The sequence below is a fragment of the Micromonospora coriariae genome, from assembly GCF_900091455.1.
In the GTDB taxonomy this organism is placed as follows: domain Bacteria; phylum Actinomycetota; class Actinomycetes; order Mycobacteriales; family Micromonosporaceae; genus Micromonospora; species Micromonospora coriariae.
In genome coordinates, this window is the sequence record NZ_LT607412.1 from 1,276,749 (window position 1) to 1,300,173 (window position 23,425).

Below are 23,425 nucleotides of genomic sequence, written 5' to 3' on the forward strand. Positions count from 1 at the left end.
CCGTCGCCGCCCGCCGCCCGTCCGGAAAAACGGACGGCGGGGCAGCGACGGTGCGGTCACTCGGCGGCGGCGGTCGCCGGCTGCTCGGCGGCGGCCGGTGCCGGCTGCTCAGCGGCGGCCGGTGCCGGCTGCTCAGCGGCAGCCTGCGCCGGCTGCTCGGCCGGGGCGGCCGACTCGTCGGCCTTCTTCGGCTGCTCGAGCAGCTCGCGCTCCCACTCGGTCAGCGGCTCGTCGCTCGCGACACCCTCGGGCTTCTCGTCGTTGCCCCGGCGACGGCCGGAACGCGCGATCAGGCCATCCGCGACCGCGGCGGCGACGACCTTGGTCAGCAGCTCGGCCGAGCGGATCGCGTCGTCGTTGCCCGGGATCGGGAAGTCGACCTCGTCCGGGTCACAGTTGGTGTCCAGCACCGCGATCACCGGGATGCCCAGCTTGCGGGCCTCGTCGACGGCGATGTGCTCCTTCTTGGTGTCGACGATCCAGACCGCGGCGGGAAGCTTCTGCATGTCCCGCAGGCCACCGAGGGTGCGGGTCAGCTTGATCTTCTCGCGGGAGAGCTGCAGCGTCTCCTTCTTGGTGTAACCGGCGGCGGTGCCGCTCAGGTCACCCAGGCCCTCCAGCTCCTTCATCCGCTGAAGGCGCTTGTACACCGTCTGGAAGTTGGTCAGCATGCCACCGAGCCAGCGGTGGTTGACGTACGGCTGACCGACGCGGGTCGCCTGCTCGGAGATCGCCTCCTGAGCCTGCTTCTTGGTGCCGACGAAGAGGATGCTGCCACCCTCGGCGACGGTCCCACGCACGAACTCGTACGCCTTCTCGATGTACTCGAGAGTCTGGCGCAGGTCAATGATGTAGATGCCGTTGCGCTCGGTCATGATGAAGCGCTTCATCTTCGGGTTCCAGCGCCGGGTCTGGTGCCCGAAGTGGACACCGCTCTCCAGCAGCTGGCGCATGGTCACGACGGCCATGGTGGGTACTCCTCAAGATCCCTGGTTGTCACGCCCGGCCGGTGGCCGGGCGTCCTGGCGCCTGGTCGCCGGCCATGGTGTTCCCGACCAAGATCGGGACCAGGGAGGCCGTCGCCCCACGACGATTCGTGGAGAGGGCGCGCGAGGTCGACCGCACGAGGCGGTCGCCAGTTGGCCAGTGTACGCCCCTGCCCGCCCACCGGGCTGCCGGGTGCGCGCCACCGCCCGCCTCGGCGGCTCAGCCGGCCCGGGGCGGTGGCTCTGAGCCTCAGCTCAGCCGGCTGCCAGCGCGGCGGCGACGAAGAGCACCAGGCCGACGGTCAGGTAGGCCGTCGGTGGACGCAACCAGCCCCGACCGCTGTCGGAGAGCGCCAGACCGCCGGTTCGTAGCCCATACAGCCCGGTTGCGAAGATCGGCAGCCCGGAGACCAGGAAGATGCCCACCACCACGTTCCCGGCGGACAGCGGGTCGCTGGTCACCCCGTCGAGCAGCACCCGCAGCGCCGGGATCTCGAAGATCAGCACCAGCAGGGCGAAGAGCACCGCCAGCGCCGGGCGGCGGGTGCGGTAGACGCCATCGGCCGCCGGCGGATACACCGGTTGCTCCGCCGCCGGCAGCTCACCGCCCCGGGGGCCGACCGGCGGCATCGGGCCGGTCGGCATCTCCAGCGGGTGCGGCTGGTCGCCGCCGCGGGCCGGGTCGACGATCGGGTACCCGCCGAGCGGGCCGGGACGAGTCTGGTCGGCGAGCGCACCGGCCGGCGGATCGCCGGCGGACGTCCCCTCGCGGGCGGCGGTCAGTGGTGAGCCCGTCGAAGCCGCATCCCGGGCCCGGCGACCGGGCAGCTCACCGGAGACCTCCGAGGGGTCGCGGTCCGCCCGTCGCGAGCGGGCTGCCCGGTAACCGTCGGCCTCCGGTCGGGCGTCACCCAGCGGGTCGACCGCCGCGAACCGCCCGGAGTCCGGCTCGGACGCACCGAAGCGGCCCGGCTGGGCGCTGACGGCACCGAAGCGCCCGGAGTCCGGCTCCGGACCGAAGCGACCGGTGCCGGTGTCCTCGCCGTAGCGACCCTCGTCGGCGCCGCGCTGATCGGGAACCCGGACCTCGTCGTCCCGGTACCGCGGTTCGCCCGCGCCGCGCCACTCCGACTCGCCGTAGCCGCGACCCCGCTCGTCGGGGTACCAGCGCGACTCCTGATCTTCCGGAAAGCTCCGTCGTCCGTCCACGTCCGGCACCGTATGCGACGGACTCCCGCCGCGCCATTTCAGCCCGGCGCCCGCCTCATCTGACGAGCCGCGGTCAGGTCGTCGGTGATCAGCCTTAGCACAGGGCCGGGTTGATCGGTTGGTCGTCCACAGGGCACCCGTTGTCCACAGGTGGCCGATGTCGGGGTCGCGGCGTTCGGACCTCGGCGGGCACTGTGCCGGCCATGACGAAGCGGAACCAGGCGGTCGGCGCGTACGGCGAGCGCTGTGCGACGCGGCACCTGATCGGGGCGGGGCTGCGCCCGGTCGCCCGAAACTGGCGCTGCCCGGACGGAGAGATCGACATCATCGCCTGGGACGGGCCCGTGCTCGCGTTCTGCGAGGTGAAGACCCGCCGGGGCGACACCTTCGGCACCCCGGCCGAGGCCGTGGTTCCCGCCAAGGCGCGGCGACTGCGCGGGCTCGCGGCGCGCTGGCTGGCCGAGACCGGGACGACCGCCGAGGAGGTGCGGTTCGACGTGCTGTCGGTGCGGCTGCCCGACGCCGGTCCCGCCCGGGTCGATCACCTCAAGGGTGCGTTCTGACATGCGCGCTCCGGGAGGTCGGGGGGCGCCATGAGTTACGCGAAGGTGCTCTCCGTAGGGCTGGTCGGCGTCACCGGTCACCTGGTCGAGGTGGAGGCCGATCTCGCCGCCGGCCTGCCGGCCGTGGTGATCTCCGGGCTGCCGGACACCGCCCTGCACGAGGCCCGCGACCGGGTACGGGCCGCCGTGGTCAACTCCGGCCAACGGTGGCCCAACCGGCGGATCACCCTGAACCTGCTGCCGGCGACGCTGCCGAAGTTCGGCTCCGCGTTCGACCTGGCCATCGCCGCCGCCCTGCTGGGCGGCTCGGGTGAGCTGCCGCTGCTCCCCCTGGAGGGGGTGGTCGTCCTCGGCGAACTGGGGCTGGACGGGACCGTCCGTCCGGTACGCGGGGTTCTGCCGATGGTCGCCGCCGCCGCCCGGGAGGGCGTCGGTCGGGTGATCGTCCCGGCCGGCAACGCCGCCGAGGCCGCCGTCATCCCGGGGATACGGGTTCGGGCGGTGGACACGCTGCACCGGCTTGTCGCCTTCGTCCGGGACGGCAGCCCGCTTATCGAACCACCGGCCGAAACCCCGGCACCGGTCACCGACGGCCCGGACCTGTCCGAGGTGGCCGGGCAGCGGTTGGGCAAACGCGCGCTGGAGGTGGCCGCCGCCGGCGGGCACCACGTGGCGCTGCTCGGCCCACCGGGCGCCGGCAAGACGATGCTCGCCGAGCGGCTGCCGTCGATCCTGCCCGAGCTGGACGACGAGGCGGCCCTCGAGGTGACCGCGCTGCACTCGATCGCCGGGCTGCTGCCACCCGGCGGCCGGTTGCTGCGCCGCCCGCCGCTCCAGGCGCCACACCACACGGCGACCGTGCCGTCGCTGGTCGGCGGCGGTTCAGGGCTGGCCCGGCCCGGCGCGGTGTCGCTGGCCCACCGCGGGGTCCTCTTCCTGGACGAGGCGCCGGAGTTCAGCAAGGGCGCACTGGAGGCGCTGCGCCAGCCGCTGGAGCACGGCCGCGTCAAGCTGGCCCGCAGCGGCGGCGGCACCGAATATCCGGCCCGAACCCAACTGGTGCTGGCGGCCAACCCATGCCCGTGCGCCAAGCCCGCCGGGGACGCGCACTGCGAGTGCACCCCGCTCGTCCGCCGCCGATACCTGGGCCGGCTCTCCGGGCCACTGCTCGACCGGATCGACGTTCAGGTGCGGCTGATGCCGGTGCGGGCGGCCGAGCTGATGGCGGCGGAGACCGATGCGGAGTCCTCCGCCACGGTCGCCGCGCGGGTGGTGGCGGCCCGTCAGACGGCGGCCGCCCGCTGGGCGCGTCTCGGCCGGCGGCTCAACGCGGAGGTGGGCGGCCCGCACCTGCGCCGGCCGCCGTGGCGGCTGCCCGCCCGCGACACTGCCGAGCTGCGTGGACGGCTCGACTCCGGCTCCCTGTCGGCGCGCGGCTTCGACCGGGTGATCCGGATGGCATGGACGATCGCGGATCTGGACGGCCGGGACCGGCCGGACCGCGAGGACGTCCGGGAGGCGATCCAACTGCGGACGGGAGAGGCGACGTGAGCGCTGACGAGGAAGGCCGGCTGGCCCGGGTCGCGCTGACCTGGCTGGCCGAGCCGGGCACCCGTGCGGTGCATCGGCTGGTCCAGCGGCTCGGCCCGGTGGCGGCGCTGGATCTGCTGCTCGACGGCGGGAGCCCGGACGGCTGGCTGCACACCACGGTCGCCGCCCGGACGGCCGCCGCCGACGCCCGGGCGGTGGCAGCCGAGGCACTGGACCGGGCGGAGCGCCTCGGCGCCCGGCTGGTCACGCCCGACGACGACGAGTGGCCGGCGCGGGTGGCCGGCCTGGCCACCCTCCAGCTGCCAGACGTCACCCGGCGGGTGGACGTCGAGACCGCGCCGCCGCTCTGCTTCTGGGTCCGTGGGAGCTGGCCGCTGGGCGAGGCGCTGGACCGCTCGGTGGCCGTGGTCGGGGCGCGGGCGGCCACCGGGTACGGCCAGCACGTCGCCACGGAGTTGGGGTACGGGCTGGCCGAGCGGGACTGGACGGTGGTCTCCGGCGGCGCGTTCGGCATCGACGCGGCGGCCCACCGCGGCGCCCTCAACGCCGGCGGGCTGACCGTCGCGGTGCTGGCCTGCGGACTGGACCGGCCATACCCGATGGGCAACACCGCGCTCTTCGACCGGATCGCCGACACCGGGCTGCTGGTCAGCGAGTGGCCGCCCGGCGCCGAGCCGCTGCGACCCCGGTTCCTGATCCGCAACCGGGTCATCGCCGGCGGCACCCTCGGCACCGTCGTGGTGGAGGCGTCCGCCCGCAGCGGTGCGACGCAGACCGCTCGGCGGGCCATCTACACCGGCCGGGCGGCCATGGTGGTGCCCGGACCGGTGACCTCGGCGATGTCCGTCGGCGCGCACGAACTGCTCCGCGAGTTCCCGAAGGCTCGCCTCGTCACCGGGGTGGCGCACGTACTCGAGGAGGTGGGCCGGATCGGCGCGGACCTGGCGCCGCCGGCCCGGGGCCCGCAGCGACCGGCCGACGAGCTGGACGACGACGCTCGGTCGCTGTTGGAGGCGCTACCTCGTCGGGGCGCGCAGGGCGTGGACGCGCTGGCCGCCCGGGCCGGCGTCGAGGTGCGCACCGCGCTGCGCAAACTGTCCCTCCTGGAGGAGTTGTCCCTGGTGGTCCGGCGCGACGACGGCTACGTTCTCGCCCCGCCGGCCCGACCGAAGCGCGCGACGACCGCCAACCCGACACCGACCTGACCGGTACCGACGAAACGGCGCTGTCGCGGCCGGCGGTACGCGACGCGCCGCCGTAGGCTGATTGCCGTGCCAACTGTCAGCGGGGGTGCGCCGGCCCATCGACCGGCCCGCACCACGGCGCCGCCGACCTGGCGGCGATGAGCGGGCCTGCCCGGGGCACCCGGGCCACCCACCAGGCGCTGCCGCCAGAGCTGCGCGACGCGGTGGACGACTTCGCCGACCACCTGTCCCGAGTCCGCAACCGGTCGGCGCACACCGTCCGCGCGTACGTCACCGACCTGGTCTCGCTGCTCGACCATGCCGTTCGGATGGGCTGTGTCGAGCTGGCCGAGCTGGACCTGTCGGTGCTACGCAGCTGGCTGGCCCGGCAGCGGACGACCGGCGCCGCCCGCACGTCCCTGGCGCGGCGGGCCGCGTCGGCGCGAGCGTTCAGCGCCTGGGCACACCGCGCCGGGCTGCTCCCCGCCGACGTGGGTGCCGCACTGGCCAGCCCTCGCGCCCATCGGGAACTGCCCACCGTCCTGCGCGCCGACCAGGCCGCCGCCCTGGTCGAGGCACCAACCCGGCTGCCCCCCGCTTCCACACCGAAGGAGCGGGCAACGGCTGAGCCGCCGGACGCGGCCGAGCCCGGCCCGGCGGAAGGGGCGGCGGTCGAGGCGGTACGACTGCGCGACCGGGTGCTGCTGGAACTGCTCTACGCCACCGGCGTGCGGATCAGCGAGGCCTGCGGGTTGGACGTCGGGGACGTCGACCACGGCCGCCGGGTGATCCGGGTGTTCGGCAAGGGCGGTCGGGAGCGCTCGGTGCCGTACGGGGTGCCCGCGCAGCGCGCACTCGACGACTGGCTGCGGCGGGGCCGCCCGGCGCTGGTTGGCGTCCGCTCGGGCGACGCGCTGCTGCTCGGTGCCCGGGGCGGCCGACTCAACCCGACCACCGCGCGCCAGATCGTCGGCGGGTACGCCGAGGCCACCGGCCTCCCCCGCACCAGCCCGCACGGGTTGCGCCACTCCGCCGCCACCCACCTCTTGGAGGGCGGCGCCGACCTGCGCGCGGTGCAGGAACTGCTGGGCCACTCGTCGCTGGCCAGCACGCAGATCTACACGCACGTCTCGGTGGAGCGGCTGCGCGCCGCCTACCGCCAGGCCCACCCGCGCGCCTGACTCACTCAGCGTTGATCGACCGACGGTTACGATCATCGGGTGAGCGTCCCGCAGCCTCCCGAGCCGATCCCGGGCGCCCGCCTGCTCTTCTCCCTCGACCCGGCGGTCAGCCACCTGAACCACGGTTCGTTCGGCGCGGTGCCGATCGGCGTGCAGCGAGCCCAGCAGCGGCTGCGCGACGAGATGGAGGCCAACCCGCTGCGCTTCTTCACCCAGGGGCTGGTCGACCGGATCGCGCACACCCGCCGGCACCTCGCCGGTTTCCTGGGCGCCGACCCGGAGGGCAGCGCCCTGGTCGGCAACACCACCACCGGCGTCGCCGTGGTGCTCCAGTCGCTGGGGTTGCAGCCCGGTGACGAGGTGCTCAGCACCGACCACGGGTACGGGGCGGTGAGCCTGGCCATCCAGCGGGAGTGCCGCCGGACCGGGGCGGTCAGCCGGGTCCTGCCGATCCCGCTGGCCGCCACCGACGAGCAGATCGTGCAGACCGTCCGCGCCGGCCTGCGCCCGGGGCGGACCCGGCTGCTGGTCGTCGATCAGCTCACCTCGGCCACCGCCCGGCTCTTCCCGGCCGCCGCCATCGTCGGGGTGGCCCGCGAACACGGCGTTGCGGTCCTGGTGGACGCCGCGCACGCGCCGGGCATGCTGCCGACCCCGGTCACCAGCATCGGCGCCGACTTCTGGGTGGGCAATCTGCACAAGTGGGGGTACGCCCCACGCGGCACCGCCCTGCTCGCGGTGAGTGCGCCGTGGCGGGACCGAATCGAGCCGCTGGTGGTCTCATGGGAGCAGGACGCCGGTTTCCCGGCCCGGGTCGAGTGGCAGGCCACACTGGACTACACCTCGTGGCTGGCTGCCCCGGCGGGCCTGTTCACGCTGCGCAGCCTGGGCGTCGACCGGGTCCGGGAGCACAACGCCGCGCTCGCCGCGTACGGCCAGCGGGTGGTGGGGGACGCGCTGGGAGTGCCGCCTGCCCATCTGCCCGACCCCGGCGGACCCGCTGTGGCTCTGCGCATCATCCCGCTGCCGGCCGGCACGGCCACCACCATCGACGCGGCGCGGGCCCTCCAGACGCGCATCGGCGAGCGGCTCGCCGCCGAGGTGGCGGTGATGAGCTGGAACGGCCGGGGGTGGCTGCGGCTCACCGGCCAGGTCTACAACGCCGCCGGCGAGTACGAACGGCTGGCCGTACGGCTGCCGGCGCTGCTCGCCCAGCGCTGACCCGGTCGACCGGGAGCAGGCGTACCGGGCCGAGGCCGAGCAGGGCCAGCGGGTCGAGGTATTCCGCTCCCCGGCGCAGGCCCCAGTGCAGGCAGGCGACGGTGGGGCAGCCCGGATGCCCGGGCAGCAACTCGCCCAGTGGCGCACCGGCGGAGACCGGCTGGCCGGGGCGTACCGCCGGTCGCACCGGCTCGTGGGTGGTCCGTAGCCCGCCGGCGTGCCCCACGGTGACCACCGGTCGCCCGGCGACCAGGCCCGCGAAGAGCACGGTGCCCGGCCCGGCGCTGCGGATCACCGTTCCGGCCGGGGCGGCCAGGTCCACCCCCCGGTGCCCGGGCAGCCACGGCCGGGGTGGCGGGTCGAATCGGCGCACCGGGCGGGGCGGCCCGTCGACCGGCCAGCGGAACCGCCCCGGGCCGGCGTCCGTTGGGGCGTGCGCCACGACCGCGACCGGCACGACCGGCGTCGGCGCGCGGCCGGGCAGCGTCGCGACCAGCAGCGCCAGACAGCAGAGCTGAGCGGTCAGCGCGAGCGGGAACGCGGCGCAGAGCAGCACGGTGCGGCGGATCGGAACGGGTGGCGGTCGCATGACGGCAGCCTGCGACCGGGCCAGGCCGCCGGCCGCCCCGAGCGGCCGAGCTGTGGACGAACGGGCATGCTGTGGACGCCCGCCCAGAGTCCTCGATGATCTGCTATGTCGCGGGCCTGCTGATGCTGCCTATGCTGGGCCGATGGCTCGGGACTGGCTTGCCTGGCACGACGACTACGACCAGCCTGGATCGGCGCTGGCCGCCCGGCTGGCCGAGGTGCGCGAGCAGGTCCGGGCGGCACTGGACCGGGCGCCGGCTGGGCCTCTCCGGGTGATCAGCGCGTGCGCCGGTCAGGGCCGGGACCTGATTCCGGTGCTCGCCACCCATCCGCGCCGCGACGACGTGACCGCCCGCCTGGTCGAGTTGGACCCGCGCAACGCCGCGGTGGCCGAGGACGCCGCCCGAGTGGCCGGTCTCAGCGGCGTACAGGTGCTGGTCGGCGACGCGGCGGTGACCGACGCGTACGCCGATCTGGTCCCGGCCGACCTAGTGCTGCTCTGCGGGGTGTTCGGCAACGTGTCGGACGCCGACGTCCGGGCCACCGTGGGGCACGCCGCGGCGCTCTGCGCGAGCGGTGGCACGGTGATCTGGACCCGGCATCGCCGCGAGCCGGATCTGGTGCCCACCATCTGTGGCTGGTTCACGCAGGAGGGGTTCGCGCCGGTCGCGGTAGGCACCCCGGCGGACCGGGTCGGCGTCGGCGTGCACCGCCACCTTGGCCGTCCTCGGCCGCTGCCGCCCGGGGTGACGATGTTCCATTTCCTCACCCGCTGACCCGGCCACCCCGCGCGGGCCGGAGGGTAGCGCGCACCGGGCGGCGCTCGGGCCGTCACCGAGGGGCCTAGGCTGGTCCGCGTGCGAGCGCAGCGCCGCCGTCCGAGCCGGGGAGGCCCCTATGACCACTGTCGATGACCGGACGCCGGGGTCTCAGCAGGACGACCCGGCTCCGCACCTCGGGGCCGTCGGCGCGCCGACGGTGGCCGAGGTGAGCGGCCCGTCCCGGCTCGCCGAGCCGGGCGAGGCGATCAGCGCCGAGGAGTTGCAGCTCGCCGCCCGCAACCACGGCATCCCGCTGGAGGCGCTGCGCTACGACGTCACCCCGGCCGGGCTGCACTACCTGCTCACCCACTACGACATCCCGGAGCTGGACCCGGCCACGCACGCGCTGACCGTCGGCGGCGCGGTGGACCGGCCGCTGACCGTGAGCCTGGCGGAGCTTCGTGAGCGTCCCCGGGTCACCCACCGGGTCACACTGGAGTGCGCCGGCAACGGTCGGGCGCTGCTGGATCCCCGGCCGGTCAGTCAGCCCTGGCTGGTCGAGGCGGTCGGCAACGCCGAGTGGACCGGCACCCCGCTGGCGCCGCTGCTGCGCGAGGCGGGTCTCGACCCGGACGCGGTGGACGTGGTGTTCACGGGCGCCGATCACGGCGTCGAGCGCGGTGTGGAGCAGGACTATCAGCGGGGGTTGCCGGTAGCCGACGCGCTGCGCGAGGAGGTGCTGCTGGCGTACGAGATGAACGGCGCTCCCCTGCTGCCGCAGCACGGTGCGCCGCTGCGGTTGATCGTGCCGGGTTGGTACGGCATGGCGCACGTGAAGTGGCTCCACTCGGTGGAGGTCCGGACCGAGCCGTTCGAGGGCTACCAGAACGCGGTCGCCTACCGGCTGCGCCGCGACGCCGACGATCCGGGCGTTCCGGTCACCCGGATCGAGCCGCGTGCGCTGGTCCGCCCGCCCGGCTTCCCGGACTTCATGTCCCGCCGCCGGGTGCTCCGGCCGGGACCGTGCACTCTGGACGGTCGGGCCTGGTCGGGGCACGCGCCGATCGTCGCCGTGGAGGTGACCACCGACGGCGGGACGAGTTGGACTCCGGCCGAGTTGGACGCCGCCCAGGGCGGCGACTTCGCCTGGCGACGGTGGCGGCACGAGTGGACCGCGACGCCGGGCCGGTACGTGCTCAGCGCGCGGGCGACGGACGCGTCCGGGCGGACCCAGCCGGTCGAGCAGCCGTGGAATCGGGGCGGCTTCGCCAACAACCTGGTGCAGCGGGTGGAGGTCGTGGTGCCGGCCGAGTGACCGGGAGCGTGGGCTACGCCACGGGTGGGGGGCCCGTGGTGCCGCCCGGTGGCACGGGAGCGGTCAGCCGCCGAAGCCGGAGTCGGCCGGCAGCGAGATGTCTGGCTTCTCCAGCTCCTCGACGTTGACGTCCTTGAAGGTCATCACGCGGACGTTCTTCACGAAGCGGGCAGGACGGTACATGTCCCACACCCAGGCGTCGTGCATCTCGACCTCGAAGTAGACCTCGCCGTCGGAGTTGCGCACGTGCAGGTCGACCTGATTGGCCAGGTAGAACCGGCGTTCCGTCTCCACCACGTAGGAGAACTGGCGGACAATGTCGCGGTACTCCCGGTAGAGCTGCAGCTCCATCTCGGTCTCGTACTTCTCGAGATCTTCCGCGCTCATCGCACTCCGCCTTCCATGACCACATCTTCCCCCACCGGCGCCGGAGGCCGAAGCTGCTCGCCCAACGCCACGCCGACGGTACTCCCTGACGCCCAGGAGCGCTCCATCGGCTCATCCGGGCCCGGGTGGACGGGCCGACGGGCGCGCGGCGGCCGGCCGTCACGGCCGGAGACCGCGGCGACGTTGACGTACGAGAACCGGTGCTCCCGGCACGGCCCGTGCTCCCGCAGCGCCGCGGAGTGCTCCGGGGTGATGTAGCCCTTGTGCTCGGCGAAGCCGTACGCCGGAAACACCCCGTCCAACTCCACCATGATCCGGTCCCTGGTGACCTTGGCGAGCACGCTGGCGGCCGCCACGCAGGCTGCCACCCGGTCGCCCTTCCACACCGCCAGCCCCGGCACACCCAGGCCGTCCACGCCGAAGCCGTCGGTCAGCACGTACTCCGGCCGGGTGGTGAGCGAGGCGAGCGCCCGGCGCATCGCGGACAGGTTGCACACGTGCAGCCCTCGGGCGTCGACCTCCTCGGCCGGGATGACCACCACGGCGTACGCCAGCGCGCGGTCCACGACCTCCGCGTACACCCGCTCCCGGTTGGCCGGGGTGAGCAGTTTGGAGTCGGCCAGCCCGTCGATCTCGCCCCGCCGCCCCTCGGGCAGCACCGCCGCGGCGGCGACCAGCGGACCGGCGCACGCGCCCCGGCCGGCCTCGTCGGCACCGGCGACCTGCCGGAAGCCGCGACGCTGCAACGCCCGCTCCAGCGCGTACAGGCCGGCCTCCCGGCGCACGACTGTGCGCGGCGGGGTCAGCACGAGCCCTCGTCCCGCCCGACGCCGGCGGTCGGTCGCAGGAGCGTGGTCAGCAGGGCGGGCAGCTCGGCTGGGTAGTACCGCTCATCGGTGGCCGCCAGCTCGGCCGGCGACCACCAGCGGTGCCCGGCGATGCTGCGCTGCTCGACGTCGTCGAAGCCCGCGGTGTCCACCTCCCACGACGACACCTGGACCAGGAAGAACACCTGCTGCTGGCGGTACCACACACCGTCGAACGGAAACTCGGTCGTCTCGGACCAGACCGGCTCGCCCAGCTCGGCGGGGTCGAGTCGCAACCCGGTCTCCTCGGCCAGCTCGCGGGCCGCGCCCGCCGCCGGCGACTCCGCCGGATCCAGCCCGCCGCCCGGGGTGAACCAGTAGCGGTGCCCGGGGCGGGCCGGGTCGGAGCCGTCGAAGAGCAGGACCCGGCCGGCCGCGTCGACGAGCAGCACGCGGGCGGCGCGTCGAGGGGTGTAGACGGTCACGGCCCCCAGCCTGCCAGACCGGCGGCCGATCGCCCACGCCCCCGTCGGCCTAGGGCTTCGGGATGCCGTCGTACTGATCCGGCACGGTCAGCCAGGTGGCCCGGTTGACCGGCCAGAACACGGTGAACGCCCGCCCGACCACCTCGTCCTCTCCGATGGTGGCCTCGGTGATGTTCTGCCCGGACTGCTGCCAGTGCTCAAGCGAGTCGCCCGAGGCCGACCGGTGGTCGCCCATCACCCACAGGCGCCCCTTCGGCACGGTGATGTCGAATTCCTGGTCCGCCGGCTTGTCGCGGATCCCGTCCATCGAGAAGATGTACGGCTCGTCGAGCGACTTGCCGTTGATCACCAGCCGCTCCTGCGGGTCGCAGCAGACCACGTGGTCACCGCCGACGCCGATCACCCGCTTGATGAAGTCCTCACCGTCGGGGTTGCCGCTCCACTCGATCGGCGCCTTGAACACGATCACCTCACCGCGGTGCGGTGACCGGAAGTCGTAGACCAGCTTGTTGACCAGCACCCGGTCATCGATCTTGAGCGTGTTCTCCATGGACGGGGAGGGGATGAAGAAGGTCTGCAGCACGAAGGCGCGGACCAGCACCGCTACCAGGATCGCCACACCCAGCAGGATCGGCAGCTCCTTCCAGAAGGAACTGCGGGGCTTGTCGGTCTGCTCGTCAATCACGCCAAGGAGCCTACGTTGCCCGGCCGGACGTCACCGTCCGGAACGCGCGGGAACCCCGCAGCGCGGCCACCAGGGGAAGAAGCAGCAGCACACCGCCCTGCGGGGTCGGTCGGACCGGGGGCGCGCCCGAGGAGGCCGCGGCCGGCCCGGACACGTCGTCGAACGTCGACGGCACCGACAGCGGGTTCCACCGGGAGGACGGCCAGACCACCATGAAGGCACGGCCGACCACGTTGTCGATCGGCACCGGGCCCTGGCAGCGCGCGTCCTGGGACACCAGCCGGTGGTCGCCCATCACGAAGATCTGGCCGGGCGGCACGACGACCTCGTCGAAGCGCCGGGAGCGGCACTCCCCCGGGTTGGGAGGCAGATCCAGCGGGGAGTCGCGCACCACGTACGGCTCGTTGAGCGGGATGCCGTTGACGGTGACCCGACCCTGGCTGTCGCAGCACTTGACCCGGTCGCCGGGGAGGCCGATCACCCGTTTGATGAAGTCCTTCTCGCCGGGGCGGCTCACCCCCACCAGGTCACCGACGGTCCGGGTGAGCTTGCCGGCGATGCCCGGCGCTGGTTGCTCGTCGACCTGCGGTGCCCAGCGGTCGGTGCCCCGGAAGACCACCACCTCGCCGCGTACCGGGTCCCGGACGTCGTAGACGACCTTGTTGACCAGCACGCGGTCGCCGATCAGGAGCGTGTCCTCCATCGAGCCGGACGGGATGAAGAACGCCTGGAGCAGGAAGGTGCGGATCAACACCGCGAGGCAGAACGCGACGACCAGCAGCAGCGGAAGCTCCTGCCAGAGCGGCATCTGCCGGCGGCTGCGGCGGGCCCGCCGGCGCCACGGATCGACGGTGCCGTCCTCGTCAAGCGTCTGCACCACGCCACTCCCCGGTCCGCAGAAACACCACCGCCCGGGAGCCTCGTCGAGGCCCCACGGGCGGTTGTGGACGGCTGCCCGCCACGTGGGCGGGACCGCCGCCTGGCTGCGCCCGTACGACCAGGGTAGTGCGGTCCGGTCGGTACGGCATACGCGCAGCTCAGGCGGCGTGGCGAGCGGGAAGTCAGCTGGGCTGCTTCTCCCGCTTCTCCTTGATCTTGGCCTTCTTGCCGCGCAGCTCGCGCAGGTAGTACAGCTTGGCGCGGCGCACGGCACCGCGGGTCACGATCTCGATCCGGTCGATGCCCGGGCCGTTGATCGGGTAGGTCCGCTCGACGCCGACACCGAAGCTCACCTTCCGGACCGAGAAGGTCTCGCGCAGTCCGTCACCCTGGCGGCGGATGACGACGCCCTGGAAGATCTGGACACGGGACCGGTTGCCCTCGACGACGCGGGCGTGCACCTTGACGGTGTCACCGGCCCGGAAGTCGGGAAGGTCGGTCCGCTTCGACTGGGCGTCAAGGGCGTCCAGGATGTTCATCGCTGCGTCCTCGTAAGGCTCACGGCGCACCGTCACTCGGTGCGCGGGTGGGTGATTCTGATCCCCGGGTGATGGTCGGCGGGCCGACCCCGGTCGAGGATCCTCGCAGCCGCCCGCGGGCGCGGACGGATGCGGCAACCCCTCTACTTTGCCACATCCCCCGGCGGCGGCTGAAATCCGGCCCGGTCCAGTGCGGCGATGTCCCGTTTGTCGAGCTGCTCGGCGGGCAGCGCGGCGAGCAGGTCCGGACGCCGGGCGGCGGTACGCAGCAGCCCTTCCTCGCGCCGCCAGCGGGCGATCTTGCCGTGGTCGCCGGAGCGCAGCACCTCCGGCACGTCGTGCCCGCGCCAGCTCGGCGGCTTGGTGTAGATCGGCGCTTCGAGCAGCCCGTGCGCGTGCGACTCCTCGTCCAGCGAGCCGGCGTTGCCCAGTACACCGGGCAGCAGCCGGGTGACCGCCTCCAGGACGACCAGCACCGCCACCTCGCCGCCGAACAGCACGTAGTCGCCGAGCGAGACCTCGGTGACCGGCATCCGGGTCGCGGCGTGCGCCAGTACCCGCTGGTCGATCCCCTCGTACCGGCCGCAGGCGAAGAGCAGGTGCGGCTCGGCGGCCAGCTCGTACGCCATGGCCTGGGTGAACGGGACACCGGCCGGCGAGGGCACCAGCAGCCGGGGCGGCGGGGCCTCGGCCGGCGCGAGCGCGTCCAGCGCCCCACCCCAGGGCTCCGGGCGCATCACCATGCCCGGACCGCCGCCGTAGGGGGTGTCGTCGACCGTACGGTGCACGTCGTGGGTCCAGGTCCGCAGGTCGTGCACCGCCAACTGGAGTACGCCGTTGGCCCGGGCCCGGCCGATCAGCGACAGGTCCAGGGGGGCGAAGTACTCCGGAAAGATCGACACGATGTCGACGCGCATGCGGGGGTGCTCCAGCGGGCTAGAGATCGAGCAGTCCGGCTGGCGGGTCCACGATCACGCGTCCACCGGCCAGGTCGACCTCCGGAACGATCGCCCGAACGAACGGGATCAACGCGGTACGCCCCTCGGGGCGTCGCAGCACCAGCAGGTCGGACGACGGCGCGTGGTCGATCCGCGCCACCTCGCCCAGCCGCTCGCCGCCCGGCGTGACCACGGCCAGCCCGACGAGCTGGTGGTCGTGGAACTCCTCCGGGTCCTCCGGGGGCTCCACGTCGGCGCTGTCCACCACGAGCAGGGTCCCGCGCAGCGCCTCGGCGGTGTCGCGGTCCAGGATTCCGGCGAACGCGACCAGCACGCGGCCCTGGTGGAAGCGGGATTCCTCGATGGTCAGCTCCGTGGGAACGCGGAACGGCACACCGGGCCCGTCCGCGGGCGGCGGAACCGCCCCCGGCTCAGTGCGCAGCACCGTGCCGGGGGCGAACCGCGCTTCGGGCTCGTCGGTCCGCACCTCCACGGTGACCTCACCGCGGACACCGTGCGGCTTGCCGATCCTGCCGACGACGAGCTGCATCAGTACGAGTCGACGATGTCGACGCGTACCCCGCGCCCGCCGATGGAGCCGATCACCTGGCGCAGCGCCTTGGCGGTCCGGCCGGACCGCCCGATCACAGTGCCGAGGTCCTCGGGGTGCACGCGGACTTCCAGCCGCTTGCCCCGACGGGAATCAACCATCCGCACCCGGACGTCGTCCGGGTGGTCGACGATGCCCTTGACCAGGTGCTCCAACGCCGGACGCAGAGGCATGTCAGGCCTGCTCACCGGCGTCGGCAGCGGCAGCCGGGGCCTCGGCCGGAGCCTCGGTCTTCGGCGCCTCAGCCGGAGCCTCGGCCTTCGGAGCCTCAGCCGGAGCCTCGGCCTTCGGAGCCTCAGCCGGAGCCTCGGCCTTCGGAGCCTCAGCGGCCTTGGCGGCCTTCTTGGCCGGCTTGGCCGGGGTCTCCGGGGCGAGCCCGGCGGCGGCCTTCGCCTCAGCCTCGTACGCCGCCTTGCGGTCGGCCCGCTCGGGGGCGACCAGAAGCGGCGGCGGGGCCGGCAGGCCCTTGTACTTCTGCCAGTCACCGGTCAGCTCCAGCAGCCGCTGCACCGCCTCGCTCGGCTGAGCGCCGACGGACAGCCAGTACTGGACCCGCTCCGACTTGACCTCGATGACCGAAGGGTCCTCCTTCGGCTGGTACACCCCGACGAACTCGATCGCCCGGCCGTCACGCTTGGTGCGCGAGTCGGCGATGACAATGCGGTACTGCGGGTTGCGGATCTTACCCATCCGCAGGAGCCGGATCTTTACGGCCACAGTTGTTTCGCTCCTGTTGCGATCTCACCAGCCCGGCAGGGCGGTGTGTATGGGTGAGCGCCGACGGCACAGTGGGGTTGGGCCGGAGACTACTCGGTGGACTGGCGACGTGCCCGGGTTAGAGGGCGCCGGACGCGCGCCGGATACCAGCGACCCATTCTGCCAGATCCGACGCCGATCTCTCGCACCGGACCCGGACACCGCGCCCGGCTCGCCCGGACCGGTGACCCGGAACACCCCTCAGCGCACCGGCGGGCGGTCCCAGCCCGGCGGAAGTTCGTCCGGTACGTCCCAGTCGGCTGGGGGCGCGAAGTCGCACCAGGTGCCGTCGAACGGGAACTCACCGGCCTCGGCGAGCGCGATCACCCGCTCCCCCTCGGCCCGGACCGCCTTCTCGTCGGTCACCCAGTAGTCGTCGGGGAAGGCGAGGCGCTCGACGAACTCGTCCTCGTCCTTCCACTGCCAGCTGCGGTCCGGGTGCACCATCACGTCGAGGTCCTGGTCCACCACGTCCACGCCGGCCACCGGGCCGTCGTCCCAGCGCACGCCGGGTTCCTCCAGGTTGACGTACCAGTGGGCGAACCGGCCCTGCGCGTCCCGGAACCACCAGACGGAGTGCGCCGCACCGGTGGGCAGGAACTTCAGCAGCGGCGGCCCGTTCCAGCGCGCGTGCTCCAGCCGGTACGCCGACGAGATCCACTGGGCGAACGGCATCGCCCGCATCCCCAGCCCCGCCTCGGTCACCTCGTGGGCGACCGGCGAGTCCCGGGCGATCCAGACCAGCAGGCCCCGCTCGTCGTCGCTGACCACCCGGCCCGGCCGGACCCATCCGATCCGGCCGTGCCGCACGTTGCGATGCATGATCAGTCGACCCGGCGCGAAGCGCACCGCACCACCTCCGGGCGTGTTAGCAGGGGGCCCCTCCTCTACCCCAGGCGTTAAGAAGGGGCCCTTCCTTACCTCAGTAGGCGCGGGCGAGGATGGCGATCAGGTCGGGCTCGTCCTCGGAGTCCGGTACCGAGCCGTCGGCGCGGAGCAGGCAGCGCACCGTGACGCCCTGGCCGTTCGCCTCGGCCTCGCCGGCCACGCCGACCGCCGACCACGGCACCCGGGCCCAGCCGTTCGCGGCCGCCTCGATCGCCTCCGCGAGGGTGGCCACCTCCACGGTGCGCGACTCGCGGTTGGCCAGCGCCTGGTCGTGCAGCACCTGCTGGTCGGTCTCCAGCGCGGCCAGCACCGCGCCGACCACGTCGGCCACCGGCGTCGGGGCCTTCGAGCCGTCGGTGCGGCGCACCACCACCGCGTTGCCGGCGGCCAGGTCGCGGGGGCCGACCTCGACGCGTACCGGATAGCCGCGCAGCTCGGCGTCGACGGCCCGGCGGCCGAACGCGGTGTCGGTGCGGTCGTCGAGCGCGACCCGGACACCGGCGTCGCGCAGGCCGTCGCGGAGCTTGGCCGCCGCCTCGGCGACGCCGTCGCCGTCCTTGACGATCATGACGTACGCCTGGATCGGCGCCAGCTTCGGCGGCACGCGCAGGCCGTTGTCGTCGCCGTGCGCCATGATCAGGCCGCCCAGCATCCGGGTCGAGGTGCCCCAGGAGGTGGTCCAGGCGTGCTCCCGGCCGCCCTCCTTCGAGGAGTAGCTGATGTCGAACGCCTTGGCGAAGTTCTGGCCCAGCTCGTGGCTGGTGCCCAGCTGGAGCGCCTTGCCGTCGCCCATCATGCCTTCGCAGGTGTACGTGGCGGTCGCACCGGCGAACCGCTCGCGGGTCGTCTTCAGGCCGACCACCACCGGGATGCCGATCACGTTGACCATCAGGTCCTCGTACGCCTCGTGCAGGATCCGCCGGGCGTAGGCCCGGGCGTCCTCGCGGGTGGCGTGCGCGGTGTGCCCCTCCTGCCAGAGGAACTCACTGGTACGCAGGAAGATCCGCGGGCGCAGCTCCCACCGGACCACGTTGGCCCACTGGTTGAGCAGCAGCGGCAGATCCCGGTACGAGTCGATCCACTTGGCCATGAACTCGCCGATGACCGTCTCGCTGGTGGGGCGTACCACCACCGGCTCGGCGAGCTGCTTGCCGCCACCGTGGGTGACCACCGCCAGCTCCGGCGAGAACCCCTCGACGTGCTGGGCCTCGCGCTTGAGGTAGCTCTCCGGAATGAACAGCGGGAAGTACGCGTTCTCCGCGCCCGCCGCCTTGATCCGGGCGTCCATCTCGGCCTGCATCCGTTCCCAGATGGCGTATCCGGCCGGGCGGATGACCATGGTGCCGCGGACCGGGCCGTTGTCGGCCAGCTTCGCCTTGGCGATCAGGTCCTGGTACCAGCGGGGGAAGTCCTCCGCACGGGGAGTGAGCACGCGTGCCATGACCGCACATCCTATGCGCCGCACGGGGAGACACCGCGTCCGGGAGTAGCCGTGCCGTGTCACCCCCGGCCGTCGGGGTTGTCGTAGCGACGCTGGGCGGGGCGACGACCCGCCCGTAGAATTCGACCACCATGACTGCATCGAAGGGCTCACCGCGCCAGCAATTGCGCGACACGATCGTGGACGCCGCACGCACGCGGACCATCACCGGCGGCTGGGACGCGGTCCGGATGGGCGGCGTGGCCGCCACGGCCGGGGTCAGTCGGCAGACCGTCTACAACGAGTTCGGCAGCAAGGCGGGGCTGGCCGAGGCGCTGGCCCGGCGCGAGGTGGACCGGTTCGTCGGCGACGTCCGCGCCGCGCTTGTCGCGCACGGCGACGACGTGCGGGCCGGCGCGTACGCCGCGATCGCACACACCCTCACCACGGCGGCGGACAACCCGCTGGTCAAGGCCATCCTGACCAGCGCCCGGGGTGGCTCGGACGAGCTGCTGCCGTACCTGACGACCCGGGCCGAGGTGGTGCTCACCGAAGCTTCCGGCGCGCTGATCGAGTGGGCCGGCGACCACCTGCCGGGGGCCGACCCGGCCGCACTGGCCTTCGCCGCCGACAGCATCGTCCGCCTGGTGGTGAGCCACATCGTGCTGCCCCGCTCCCCGGTCGACCAGACCGCCTCGGCCCTGACCGACCTGGCCCTGCGCCTCTTCACCGCCGCACTGCGCCCGACGCCCTGACCAGCGGCCGCGCAGTAGGCGCTGACCACTACGGCCGGTGCGCAACCCGCCAAGATCCGCGCTACTTCCGGGATGTTGCTATCTCCAGTGCGCGGGCGGCAGCAACATCCCCGATATTGCGCGGGTCTTCCGCCAAGGCGACGCGCCTCCCCAGGCGACGCGGACTCCGAGGCGCGGCGGATGGTCAGCGGATGACGCGACCGCGCAGGATGGTGCGGGACGGGGCGCGGACGACGCGCAGGTCGCGGCGGGGGTCCTCGGGGTAGACGGTCAGGTCGGCGAGGCCGCCCTCGACCAGGCCGGGGAAGCCGAGCCAGTCCCGGGCGCCCCAGGAGGCGGCGGCCAGCACGTCGAGCGGCGCCATCCCGGCCCGCTCGTGCAACAGCAGCATCTCCTCGGCGGCCAGCCCGTGGTCGATGCCGCCGCCGGCGTCAGTGCCCACGTAGATCGGTACGCCCGCCTCGTGCGCGGCCCGCACCACCTCGGGGAAGCCGTCCCGCAGTGCCAGCATGTGCTCGGCGTACCCGGGGAACTTCGCCCGTGCCTGCTCGGCGATGCCGCCGAAGGTGGCAATGTTGATCATCGTGGGGACCAGCGCCGTGCCCTGGCGGGCCATTTCGTCGATCAGATCGAGGCTCAGCCCGGTGCCGTGCTCCACCGAGTCCACCCCGGCCCGCACCATGATCTCCACGGCTGACTCCGAGAAGGTGTGCACCGCTGCGCGTACCCCGGCGTCGTGCGCGGCCCGCACGGCCGCGGTGAGGGTGTCCGCGTCCCAGGCCGGCGCCAGGTCGCCCACGCCCCGATCGATCCAGTCGCCGACCAGCTTCACCCAGCCGTTGCCGGCCCGCGCCTGGGCCGCCACCGCCGCGGCCACCTCGGCGGCGCCGACCTCCACCCCGATGTCGCGCAGGTAGCGCTTCGGCGGCGCGACGTGCCGGCCGGCGCGGGCCAGTCGCGGCAGGTCCGGCTCGTCGTCCAGTTCGGGGTACGGGTACGGCGAGCCGGCGTCGCGGATCGCCAGCACCCCGGCGTCCCGGTCGACGTGGGCGAGCTCACGGGCCTGGTCGAGGGAGGTGATCGGGGCGCCGCCACGGGCGATGCCGATGTGGCAGTGCGCGTCGACCAGACCCGGCAGGACGAAGCCACCGTCGACGACCGTCTCCGCCCCGGGCACCGGTTCGAAGGTGACCCGGTCGCCGACCAGCCACAGGTCCCGGACCTCATCGTCCGGCAGGAGCACACCGCGCACATGCAGAGCCATGTGCACAGTCCTACCGGATCACCCCCCGCCGTGCCGCGCCGGGTCGGAGCCGGCCGGCACGGCGGCCTCACCCGAACCGGGTGGGGCCGCCTCACCCGGCGGCGGTGGACGGTGGTCGGACCCGAGAAGGCAGGGAGGAAAGATGGCTGTCCGGACGAAGACACGACCCTCGCCGACCGACGAGGTCCCGCTGTACCCGGCGTACGGCTACCTGATGCGCCGCCAGCGGCACCCGATCGGCGTACGCGGCGGGCCGCGGCGCGCCCCGCGCGGGTACCAGTTGAGCGACAATGATCAGCGGCAGGTCGGGCACTGCCGGTCCGCGCGCACCTTGATTGTCTGCCCCGGCTGGACCAGGTACGACGAACGGTTGACCTTGCCACCAGCGCCGGTCGCCGTCGCCGTAGCCGAGCACGCCGAGGGCGACGCACCGCCGTACCTGGAGGTCAGTTCGGAGCGGTTCACCGCGACCCTGACCCGGGAGCCGCAACGGCAGGAGGTGCCCGCGTTGCGGGACATCCCCCTCGCCGTCCACTCGAACGAGGAGGTCGCGCGATGAGCATGCCGATTCCGAACGACCGGCGGGTGCCCGCCTACCTGCGGCAGAGCGGGCGGCCGGAGCTGACGCCGCGGCAACGGCGTCGCGCCGAGCACAAGGAGACGCGGCGGGAGAGCCTCCTGGGTCAGCGTCCGCCGAAGCGGTCGCGGGAACGGTGACCTGCGGTCGTCCGGGCGACGGCGCGGTCCGAAGGGACCCGGGGGCCGGCGACGCGCGCCGGCCATCCGGGGTCAGCGCTTGCCGTCGCCCTTGCCGAGCTTGTTGAAGTCGATCTTCGGGAGCTTGAAGCCGGGCGGCAGGCCCTGACCGCCGGCCAGGTCGTTCGGGTCCATCCCCGGCGGGAGCTGCGGCATGCCACCCGGGAAGCCACCGGCGCCGACGCGCGGAGCGGCACCCCCCGCACCCCGCGCACGCTGCGAGCCCTTCGTGTTTTTCCGCTTGTTCTTGGGGCTCTTGGTCGCCTTGCGCCGGCCACCGCCGGGCAGGCCCATCATGCCGCCCATCTGCTTCATCATCTTCTGCGCGTCGGCGAAGCGGTTGAGCAGCTGGTTGACGTCCATCACGGTGACCCCGGAGCCGTTGGCGATGCGCGCCCGGCGGGAGCCGTTGATGATCTTCGGGTTGGTCCGCTCGCCCGGCGTCATCGACCGGATGATCGCGGTGACCCGGTCGAAGTGGGTGTCGTCCAGATCGGCCAGCTGGTCCTTCATCTGCCCCATGCCGGGCATCATGGCCAGCACGTTGGCGATCGGACCCATCCGCCGCACGGCGATGAGCTGGTCGAGGAAGTCCTCCAGGGTGAACTGCTCGCCGCCCATCAGCTTGGCGGTCATCTTCTCCTTCTGATCGGAGTCGAAGGCCTGCTCGGCCTGCTCGATCAGAGTGAGGACGTCGCCCATGCCGAGGATCCGGCTGGCCATCCGGTCGGGGTGGAAGACGTCGAAGTCCTCCAGCTTCTCGCCGGTGGAGGCGAACAGGATCGGCTGCCCGGTCACCTCGCGTACCGACAGCGCGGCGCCACCACGGGCGTCGCCGTCGAGCTTGGAGAGCACCACGCCGGTGATGCCGACACCGTCGCGGAACGCCTCGGCGGTGCGGACGGCGTCCTGACCGACCATCGCGTCGATGACGAAGATGACCTCGTCCGGCTGGACCGCGTCGCGGATGTCGGCGGCCTGCTGCATCATCTCGGCGTCGATGCCCAGCCGGCCGGCGGTGTCGACGATGACGATGTCCCGGGCCGCCCGCTTCGCGTGCTCGATCGACGCCCGGGCCACCTGGACCGGGTCGCCCACGCCGTTGCCGGGCTCCGGGGCGTACACCTCGACGCCGGCCCGGCCACCGAGCACCTGGAGCTGCCCGACGGCGTTGGGACGCTGAAGGTCGGCGGCGACCAGCAGCGGCTGGTGCCCCTGGCCCTTGAGCCAGCGGGCCAGCTTGCCGGCGAGGGTGGTCTTACCGGAGCCCTGAAGGCCGGCCAGCATGATCACCGTCGGGGGCTGCTTGGCGAACTGGAGCCGCCGGCCCTCGCCGCCGAGCACGTTGATCAGCTCTTCGTTGACGATCTTGATGATCTGCTGGGCCGGGTTCAGCGCCTGGGAGACCTCGGAGCTGCGGGCCCGCTCCTTGACGTTCGCGATGAAGCCCTTGACGACCGGCAGCGCGACGTCCGCCTCCAGCAACGCGAGGCGGATCTCGCGCGCGGTGGCGTCGATGTCGGCGTCGGTGAGCCGCCCCTTGCCGCGGAGCTTGGTGAAGATCCCGGACAGGCGGTCACTCAAGGTGTCAAACACGCGAACATCCCGTTTGTCAGTGTTCCGGCGGGCACAACGTGGCCGGCAGTGCGGAGTCCGGCCACCGCAAGGGTAGCGGGCCGACCGCACGGGCGCTGTCGC

Annotated in this window: 26 protein-coding genes and 1 pseudogene; 10 read left to right on the top strand and 17 right to left on the bottom strand. The window is 73.3% G+C overall.

Annotated features, from left to right (window positions below):
• Positions 1 to 56: 56 nt before the first annotated feature.
• Positions 57 to 968, bottom strand: coding sequence for a 30S ribosomal protein S2 (rpsB, locus tag GA0070607_RS05875; RefSeq protein ID WP_089017262.1), 912 nt, complete (start codon positions 966 to 968; stop codon positions 57 to 59).
• Between the two features lie 273 nt (positions 969 to 1,241).
• Positions 1,242 to 2,232, bottom strand: a pseudogene (locus tag GA0070607_RS05880) (hypothetical protein).
• Between the two features lie 166 nt (positions 2,233 to 2,398).
• Here GA0070607_RS05880 and GA0070607_RS05885 point away from each other — a divergent pair.
• The 5 genes from GA0070607_RS05885 to GA0070607_RS05905 all read left to right on the top strand — a co-directional run bounded on the left by GA0070607_RS05885 (position 2,399) and on the right by GA0070607_RS05905 (position 7,895).
• The gene (locus GA0070607_RS05885) at positions 2,399 to 2,758 is read left to right on the top strand and encodes a YraN family protein (protein ID WP_089017263.1); all 360 of its coding nucleotides are present in this window, start codon (positions 2,399 to 2,401) and stop codon (positions 2,756 to 2,758) included.
• Positions 2,759 to 2,788: 30 nt separating this feature from the next.
• The gene (locus GA0070607_RS05890) at positions 2,789 to 4,309 is read left to right on the top strand and encodes a YifB family Mg chelatase-like AAA ATPase (protein WP_089017264.1); all 1,521 of its coding nucleotides are present in this window, start codon (positions 2,789 to 2,791) and stop codon (positions 4,307 to 4,309) included.
• A complete protein-coding gene (dprA, locus tag GA0070607_RS05895) occupies positions 4,219 to 5,514 on the top strand; it encodes a DNA-processing protein DprA (protein ID WP_408630869.1) in 1,296 nt (431 codons plus the stop codon). Before GA0070607_RS05890 ends, dprA begins: the two co-directional genes overlap by 91 nt.
• Positions 5,515 to 5,651: 137 nt before the next feature.
• Complete coding sequence (locus GA0070607_RS05900; RefSeq protein ID WP_089017266.1) at positions 5,652 to 6,674, top strand: tyrosine recombinase XerC; 1,023 nt, start codon at positions 5,652 to 5,654, stop codon at positions 6,672 to 6,674.
• A 39-nt stretch (positions 6,675 to 6,713) separates the two neighbouring features.
• Positions 6,714 to 7,895, top strand: coding sequence for an aminotransferase class V-fold PLP-dependent enzyme (locus GA0070607_RS05905; protein WP_089017267.1), 1,182 nt, complete (start codon positions 6,714 to 6,716; stop codon positions 7,893 to 7,895).
• On the opposite strand, the gene GA0070607_RS05910 is transcribed toward GA0070607_RS05905, so the two are convergent.
• The gene (locus GA0070607_RS05910) at positions 7,816 to 8,484 is read right to left on the bottom strand and encodes a murein hydrolase activator EnvC family protein (RefSeq protein ID WP_089017268.1); all 669 of its coding nucleotides are present in this window, start codon (positions 8,482 to 8,484) and stop codon (positions 7,816 to 7,818) included. The genes GA0070607_RS05905 and GA0070607_RS05910 overlap by 80 nt on opposite strands.
• 142 nt (positions 8,485 to 8,626) lie before the next feature.
• Between GA0070607_RS05910 and GA0070607_RS05915 the strand changes: the two genes are divergently transcribed.
• Together GA0070607_RS05915 and GA0070607_RS05920 are read left to right on the top strand one after the other, a co-directional pair.
• On the top strand, positions 8,627 to 9,259 hold the full coding sequence (locus GA0070607_RS05915; RefSeq protein WP_089017269.1) for a class I SAM-dependent methyltransferase: 633 nt from the start codon (positions 8,627 to 8,629) through the stop codon (positions 9,257 to 9,259).
• Between the two features lie 121 nt (positions 9,260 to 9,380).
• Positions 9,381 to 10,559: a sulfite oxidase gene (locus GA0070607_RS05920; protein ID WP_231930869.1), complete on the top strand. Its 1,179-nt coding sequence runs from the start codon at positions 9,381 to 9,383 to the stop codon at positions 10,557 to 10,559.
• 63 nt (positions 10,560 to 10,622) lie between these two features.
• Here the strand turns inward: GA0070607_RS05920 and GA0070607_RS05925 are convergent, their stop codons facing one another.
• The 12 genes from GA0070607_RS05925 to proS form a co-directional block, all read right to left on the bottom strand.
• Positions 10,623 to 10,946, bottom strand: a complete 324-nt coding sequence (locus GA0070607_RS05925; RefSeq protein WP_007075222.1) for a DUF2469 domain-containing protein — start codon at positions 10,944 to 10,946, stop codon at positions 10,623 to 10,625.
• Positions 10,943 to 11,755: a ribonuclease HII gene (locus GA0070607_RS05930; protein ID WP_089017270.1), complete on the bottom strand. Its 813-nt coding sequence runs from the start codon at positions 11,753 to 11,755 to the stop codon at positions 10,943 to 10,945. The genes GA0070607_RS05925 and GA0070607_RS05930 overlap by 4 nt, the downstream gene beginning before the upstream one ends.
• Positions 11,749 to 12,237 carry an NUDIX hydrolase gene (locus GA0070607_RS05935; RefSeq protein WP_089017271.1) on the bottom strand — a complete coding sequence of 163 codons (489 nt, stop codon included), beginning with the start codon at positions 12,235 to 12,237 and terminating at the stop codon, positions 11,749 to 11,751. The genes GA0070607_RS05930 and GA0070607_RS05935 overlap by 7 nt, the downstream gene beginning before the upstream one ends.
• Positions 12,238 to 12,286: 49 nt before the next feature.
• Positions 12,287 to 12,922 (bottom strand): signal peptidase I, encoded by a 636-nt coding sequence (gene lepB / locus GA0070607_RS05940; protein ID WP_089017272.1) that lies wholly within the window; start codon positions 12,920 to 12,922, stop codon positions 12,287 to 12,289.
• 10 nt (positions 12,923 to 12,932) lie between these two features.
• Positions 12,933 to 13,802, bottom strand: coding sequence for a signal peptidase I (lepB, locus tag GA0070607_RS05945; protein ID WP_089017273.1), 870 nt, complete (start codon positions 13,800 to 13,802; stop codon positions 12,933 to 12,935).
• A 181-nt stretch (positions 13,803 to 13,983) separates the two neighbouring features.
• Positions 13,984 to 14,340, bottom strand: coding sequence for a 50S ribosomal protein L19 (gene rplS, locus GA0070607_RS05950; protein ID WP_088946622.1), 357 nt, complete (start codon positions 14,338 to 14,340; stop codon positions 13,984 to 13,986).
• A 143-nt stretch (positions 14,341 to 14,483) separates the two neighbouring features.
• Positions 14,484 to 15,257, bottom strand: a complete 774-nt coding sequence (trmD, locus tag GA0070607_RS05955) for a tRNA (guanosine(37)-N1)-methyltransferase TrmD (protein WP_089017274.1) — start codon at positions 15,255 to 15,257, stop codon at positions 14,484 to 14,486.
• 19 nt (positions 15,258 to 15,276) lie between these two features.
• Positions 15,277 to 15,828 (bottom strand): ribosome maturation factor RimM, encoded by a 552-nt coding sequence (gene rimM / locus GA0070607_RS05960; protein ID WP_089017275.1) that lies wholly within the window; start codon positions 15,826 to 15,828, stop codon positions 15,277 to 15,279.
• Positions 15,828 to 16,088, bottom strand: a complete 261-nt coding sequence (locus GA0070607_RS05965) for an RNA-binding protein (RefSeq protein WP_172862164.1) — start codon at positions 16,086 to 16,088, stop codon at positions 15,828 to 15,830. Before GA0070607_RS05965 ends, rimM begins: the two co-directional genes overlap by 1 nt.
• A complete protein-coding gene (gene rpsP, locus GA0070607_RS05970) occupies positions 16,063 to 16,605 on the bottom strand; it encodes a 30S ribosomal protein S16 (RefSeq protein ID WP_089017276.1) in 543 nt (180 codons plus the stop codon). Before rpsP ends, GA0070607_RS05965 begins: the two co-directional genes overlap by 26 nt.
• A 240-nt stretch (positions 16,606 to 16,845) precedes the next feature.
• Entirely contained in the window at positions 16,846 to 17,493 is a 648-nt protein-coding gene (locus GA0070607_RS05975) for a DUF402 domain-containing protein (protein WP_089017277.1), read from the bottom strand.
• A 73-nt stretch (positions 17,494 to 17,566) separates the two neighbouring features.
• Positions 17,567 to 18,973, bottom strand: coding sequence for a proline--tRNA ligase (gene proS / locus GA0070607_RS05980; protein WP_089017278.1), 1,407 nt, complete (start codon positions 18,971 to 18,973; stop codon positions 17,567 to 17,569).
• A 131-nt stretch (positions 18,974 to 19,104) separates the two neighbouring features.
• On the opposite strand from proS, the gene GA0070607_RS05985 reads away from it, so the two are divergent.
• Positions 19,105 to 19,707: a TetR/AcrR family transcriptional regulator gene (locus tag GA0070607_RS05985; RefSeq protein ID WP_089017279.1), complete on the top strand. Its 603-nt coding sequence runs from the start codon at positions 19,105 to 19,107 to the stop codon at positions 19,705 to 19,707.
• Between the two features lie 184 nt (positions 19,708 to 19,891).
• Here the strand turns inward: GA0070607_RS05985 and GA0070607_RS05990 are convergent, their stop codons facing one another.
• Positions 19,892 to 20,971, bottom strand: coding sequence for an amidohydrolase family protein (locus GA0070607_RS05990; RefSeq protein WP_089017280.1), 1,080 nt, complete (start codon positions 20,969 to 20,971; stop codon positions 19,892 to 19,894).
• 142 nt (positions 20,972 to 21,113) lie between these two features.
• Here GA0070607_RS05990 and GA0070607_RS05995 point away from each other — a divergent pair, with 142 nt between their 5' ends.
• Together GA0070607_RS05995 and GA0070607_RS32260 are read left to right on the top strand one after the other, a co-directional pair.
• A complete protein-coding gene (locus GA0070607_RS05995) occupies positions 21,114 to 21,530 on the top strand; it encodes a hypothetical protein (protein ID WP_089017281.1) in 417 nt (138 codons plus the stop codon).
• On the top strand, positions 21,527 to 21,688 hold the full coding sequence (locus tag GA0070607_RS32260; protein ID WP_157743091.1) for a hypothetical protein: 162 nt from the start codon (positions 21,527 to 21,529) through the stop codon (positions 21,686 to 21,688). Before GA0070607_RS05995 ends, GA0070607_RS32260 begins: the two co-directional genes overlap by 4 nt.
• Positions 21,689 to 21,760: 72 nt before the next feature.
• Here the strand turns inward: GA0070607_RS32260 and ffh are convergent, their stop codons facing one another.
• Positions 21,761 to 23,323 (bottom strand): signal recognition particle protein, encoded by a 1,563-nt coding sequence (ffh, locus tag GA0070607_RS06000; RefSeq protein WP_089017282.1) that lies wholly within the window; start codon positions 23,321 to 23,323, stop codon positions 21,761 to 21,763.
• Positions 23,324 to 23,425: the final 102 nt, after the last annotated feature.

Bases quoted from the DNA above. Each gene is read 5' to 3' on its own strand.
- GA0070607_RS05985 (WP_089017279.1), top strand. From the start codon at position 19,105: ATGACTGCATCGAAGGGCTCACCGCGCCAGCAATTGCGCGACACGATC.
- GA0070607_RS05920 (WP_231930869.1), top strand. From the start codon at position 9,381: ATGACCACTGTCGATGACCGGACGCCGGGGTCTCAGCAGGACGACCCG.
- rplS (WP_088946622.1), bottom strand. From the start codon at position 14,340: ATGAACATCCTGGACGCCCTTGACGCCCAGTCGAAGCGGACCGACCTT.
- rimM (WP_089017275.1), bottom strand. From the start codon at position 15,828: ATGCAGCTCGTCGTCGGCAGGATCGGCAAGCCGCACGGTGTCCGCGGT.
- GA0070607_RS05925 (WP_007075222.1), bottom strand. From the start codon at position 10,946: ATGAGCGCGGAAGATCTCGAGAAGTACGAGACCGAGATGGAGCTGCAG.
- trmD (WP_089017274.1), bottom strand. From the start codon at position 15,257: ATGCGCGTCGACATCGTGTCGATCTTTCCGGAGTACTTCGCCCCCCTG.
- proS (WP_089017278.1), bottom strand. From the start codon at position 18,973: ATGGCACGCGTGCTCACTCCCCGTGCGGAGGACTTCCCCCGCTGGTAC.
- rpsB (WP_089017262.1), bottom strand. From the start codon at position 968: ATGGCCGTCGTGACCATGCGCCAGCTGCTGGAGAGCGGTGTCCACTTC.
- dprA (WP_408630869.1), top strand. From the start codon at position 4,219: ATGGACGATCGCGGATCTGGACGGCCGGGACCGGCCGGACCGCGAGGA.
- GA0070607_RS05910 (WP_089017268.1), bottom strand. From the start codon at position 8,484: ATGCGACCGCCACCCGTTCCGATCCGCCGCACCGTGCTGCTCTGCGCC.
- GA0070607_RS05990 (WP_089017280.1), bottom strand. From the start codon at position 20,971: ATGGCTCTGCATGTGCGCGGTGTGCTCCTGCCGGACGATGAGGTCCGG.
- GA0070607_RS05995 (WP_089017281.1), top strand. From the start codon at position 21,114: ATGGCTGTCCGGACGAAGACACGACCCTCGCCGACCGACGAGGTCCCG.
- GA0070607_RS05890 (WP_089017264.1), top strand. From the start codon at position 2,789: ATGAGTTACGCGAAGGTGCTCTCCGTAGGGCTGGTCGGCGTCACCGGT.
- GA0070607_RS05885 (WP_089017263.1), top strand. From the start codon at position 2,399: ATGACGAAGCGGAACCAGGCGGTCGGCGCGTACGGCGAGCGCTGTGCG.
- GA0070607_RS05915 (WP_089017269.1), top strand. From the start codon at position 8,627: ATGGCTCGGGACTGGCTTGCCTGGCACGACGACTACGACCAGCCTGGA.
- GA0070607_RS32260 (WP_157743091.1), top strand. From the start codon at position 21,527: ATGAGCATGCCGATTCCGAACGACCGGCGGGTGCCCGCCTACCTGCGG.
- GA0070607_RS05900 (WP_089017266.1), top strand. From the start codon at position 5,652: ATGAGCGGGCCTGCCCGGGGCACCCGGGCCACCCACCAGGCGCTGCCG.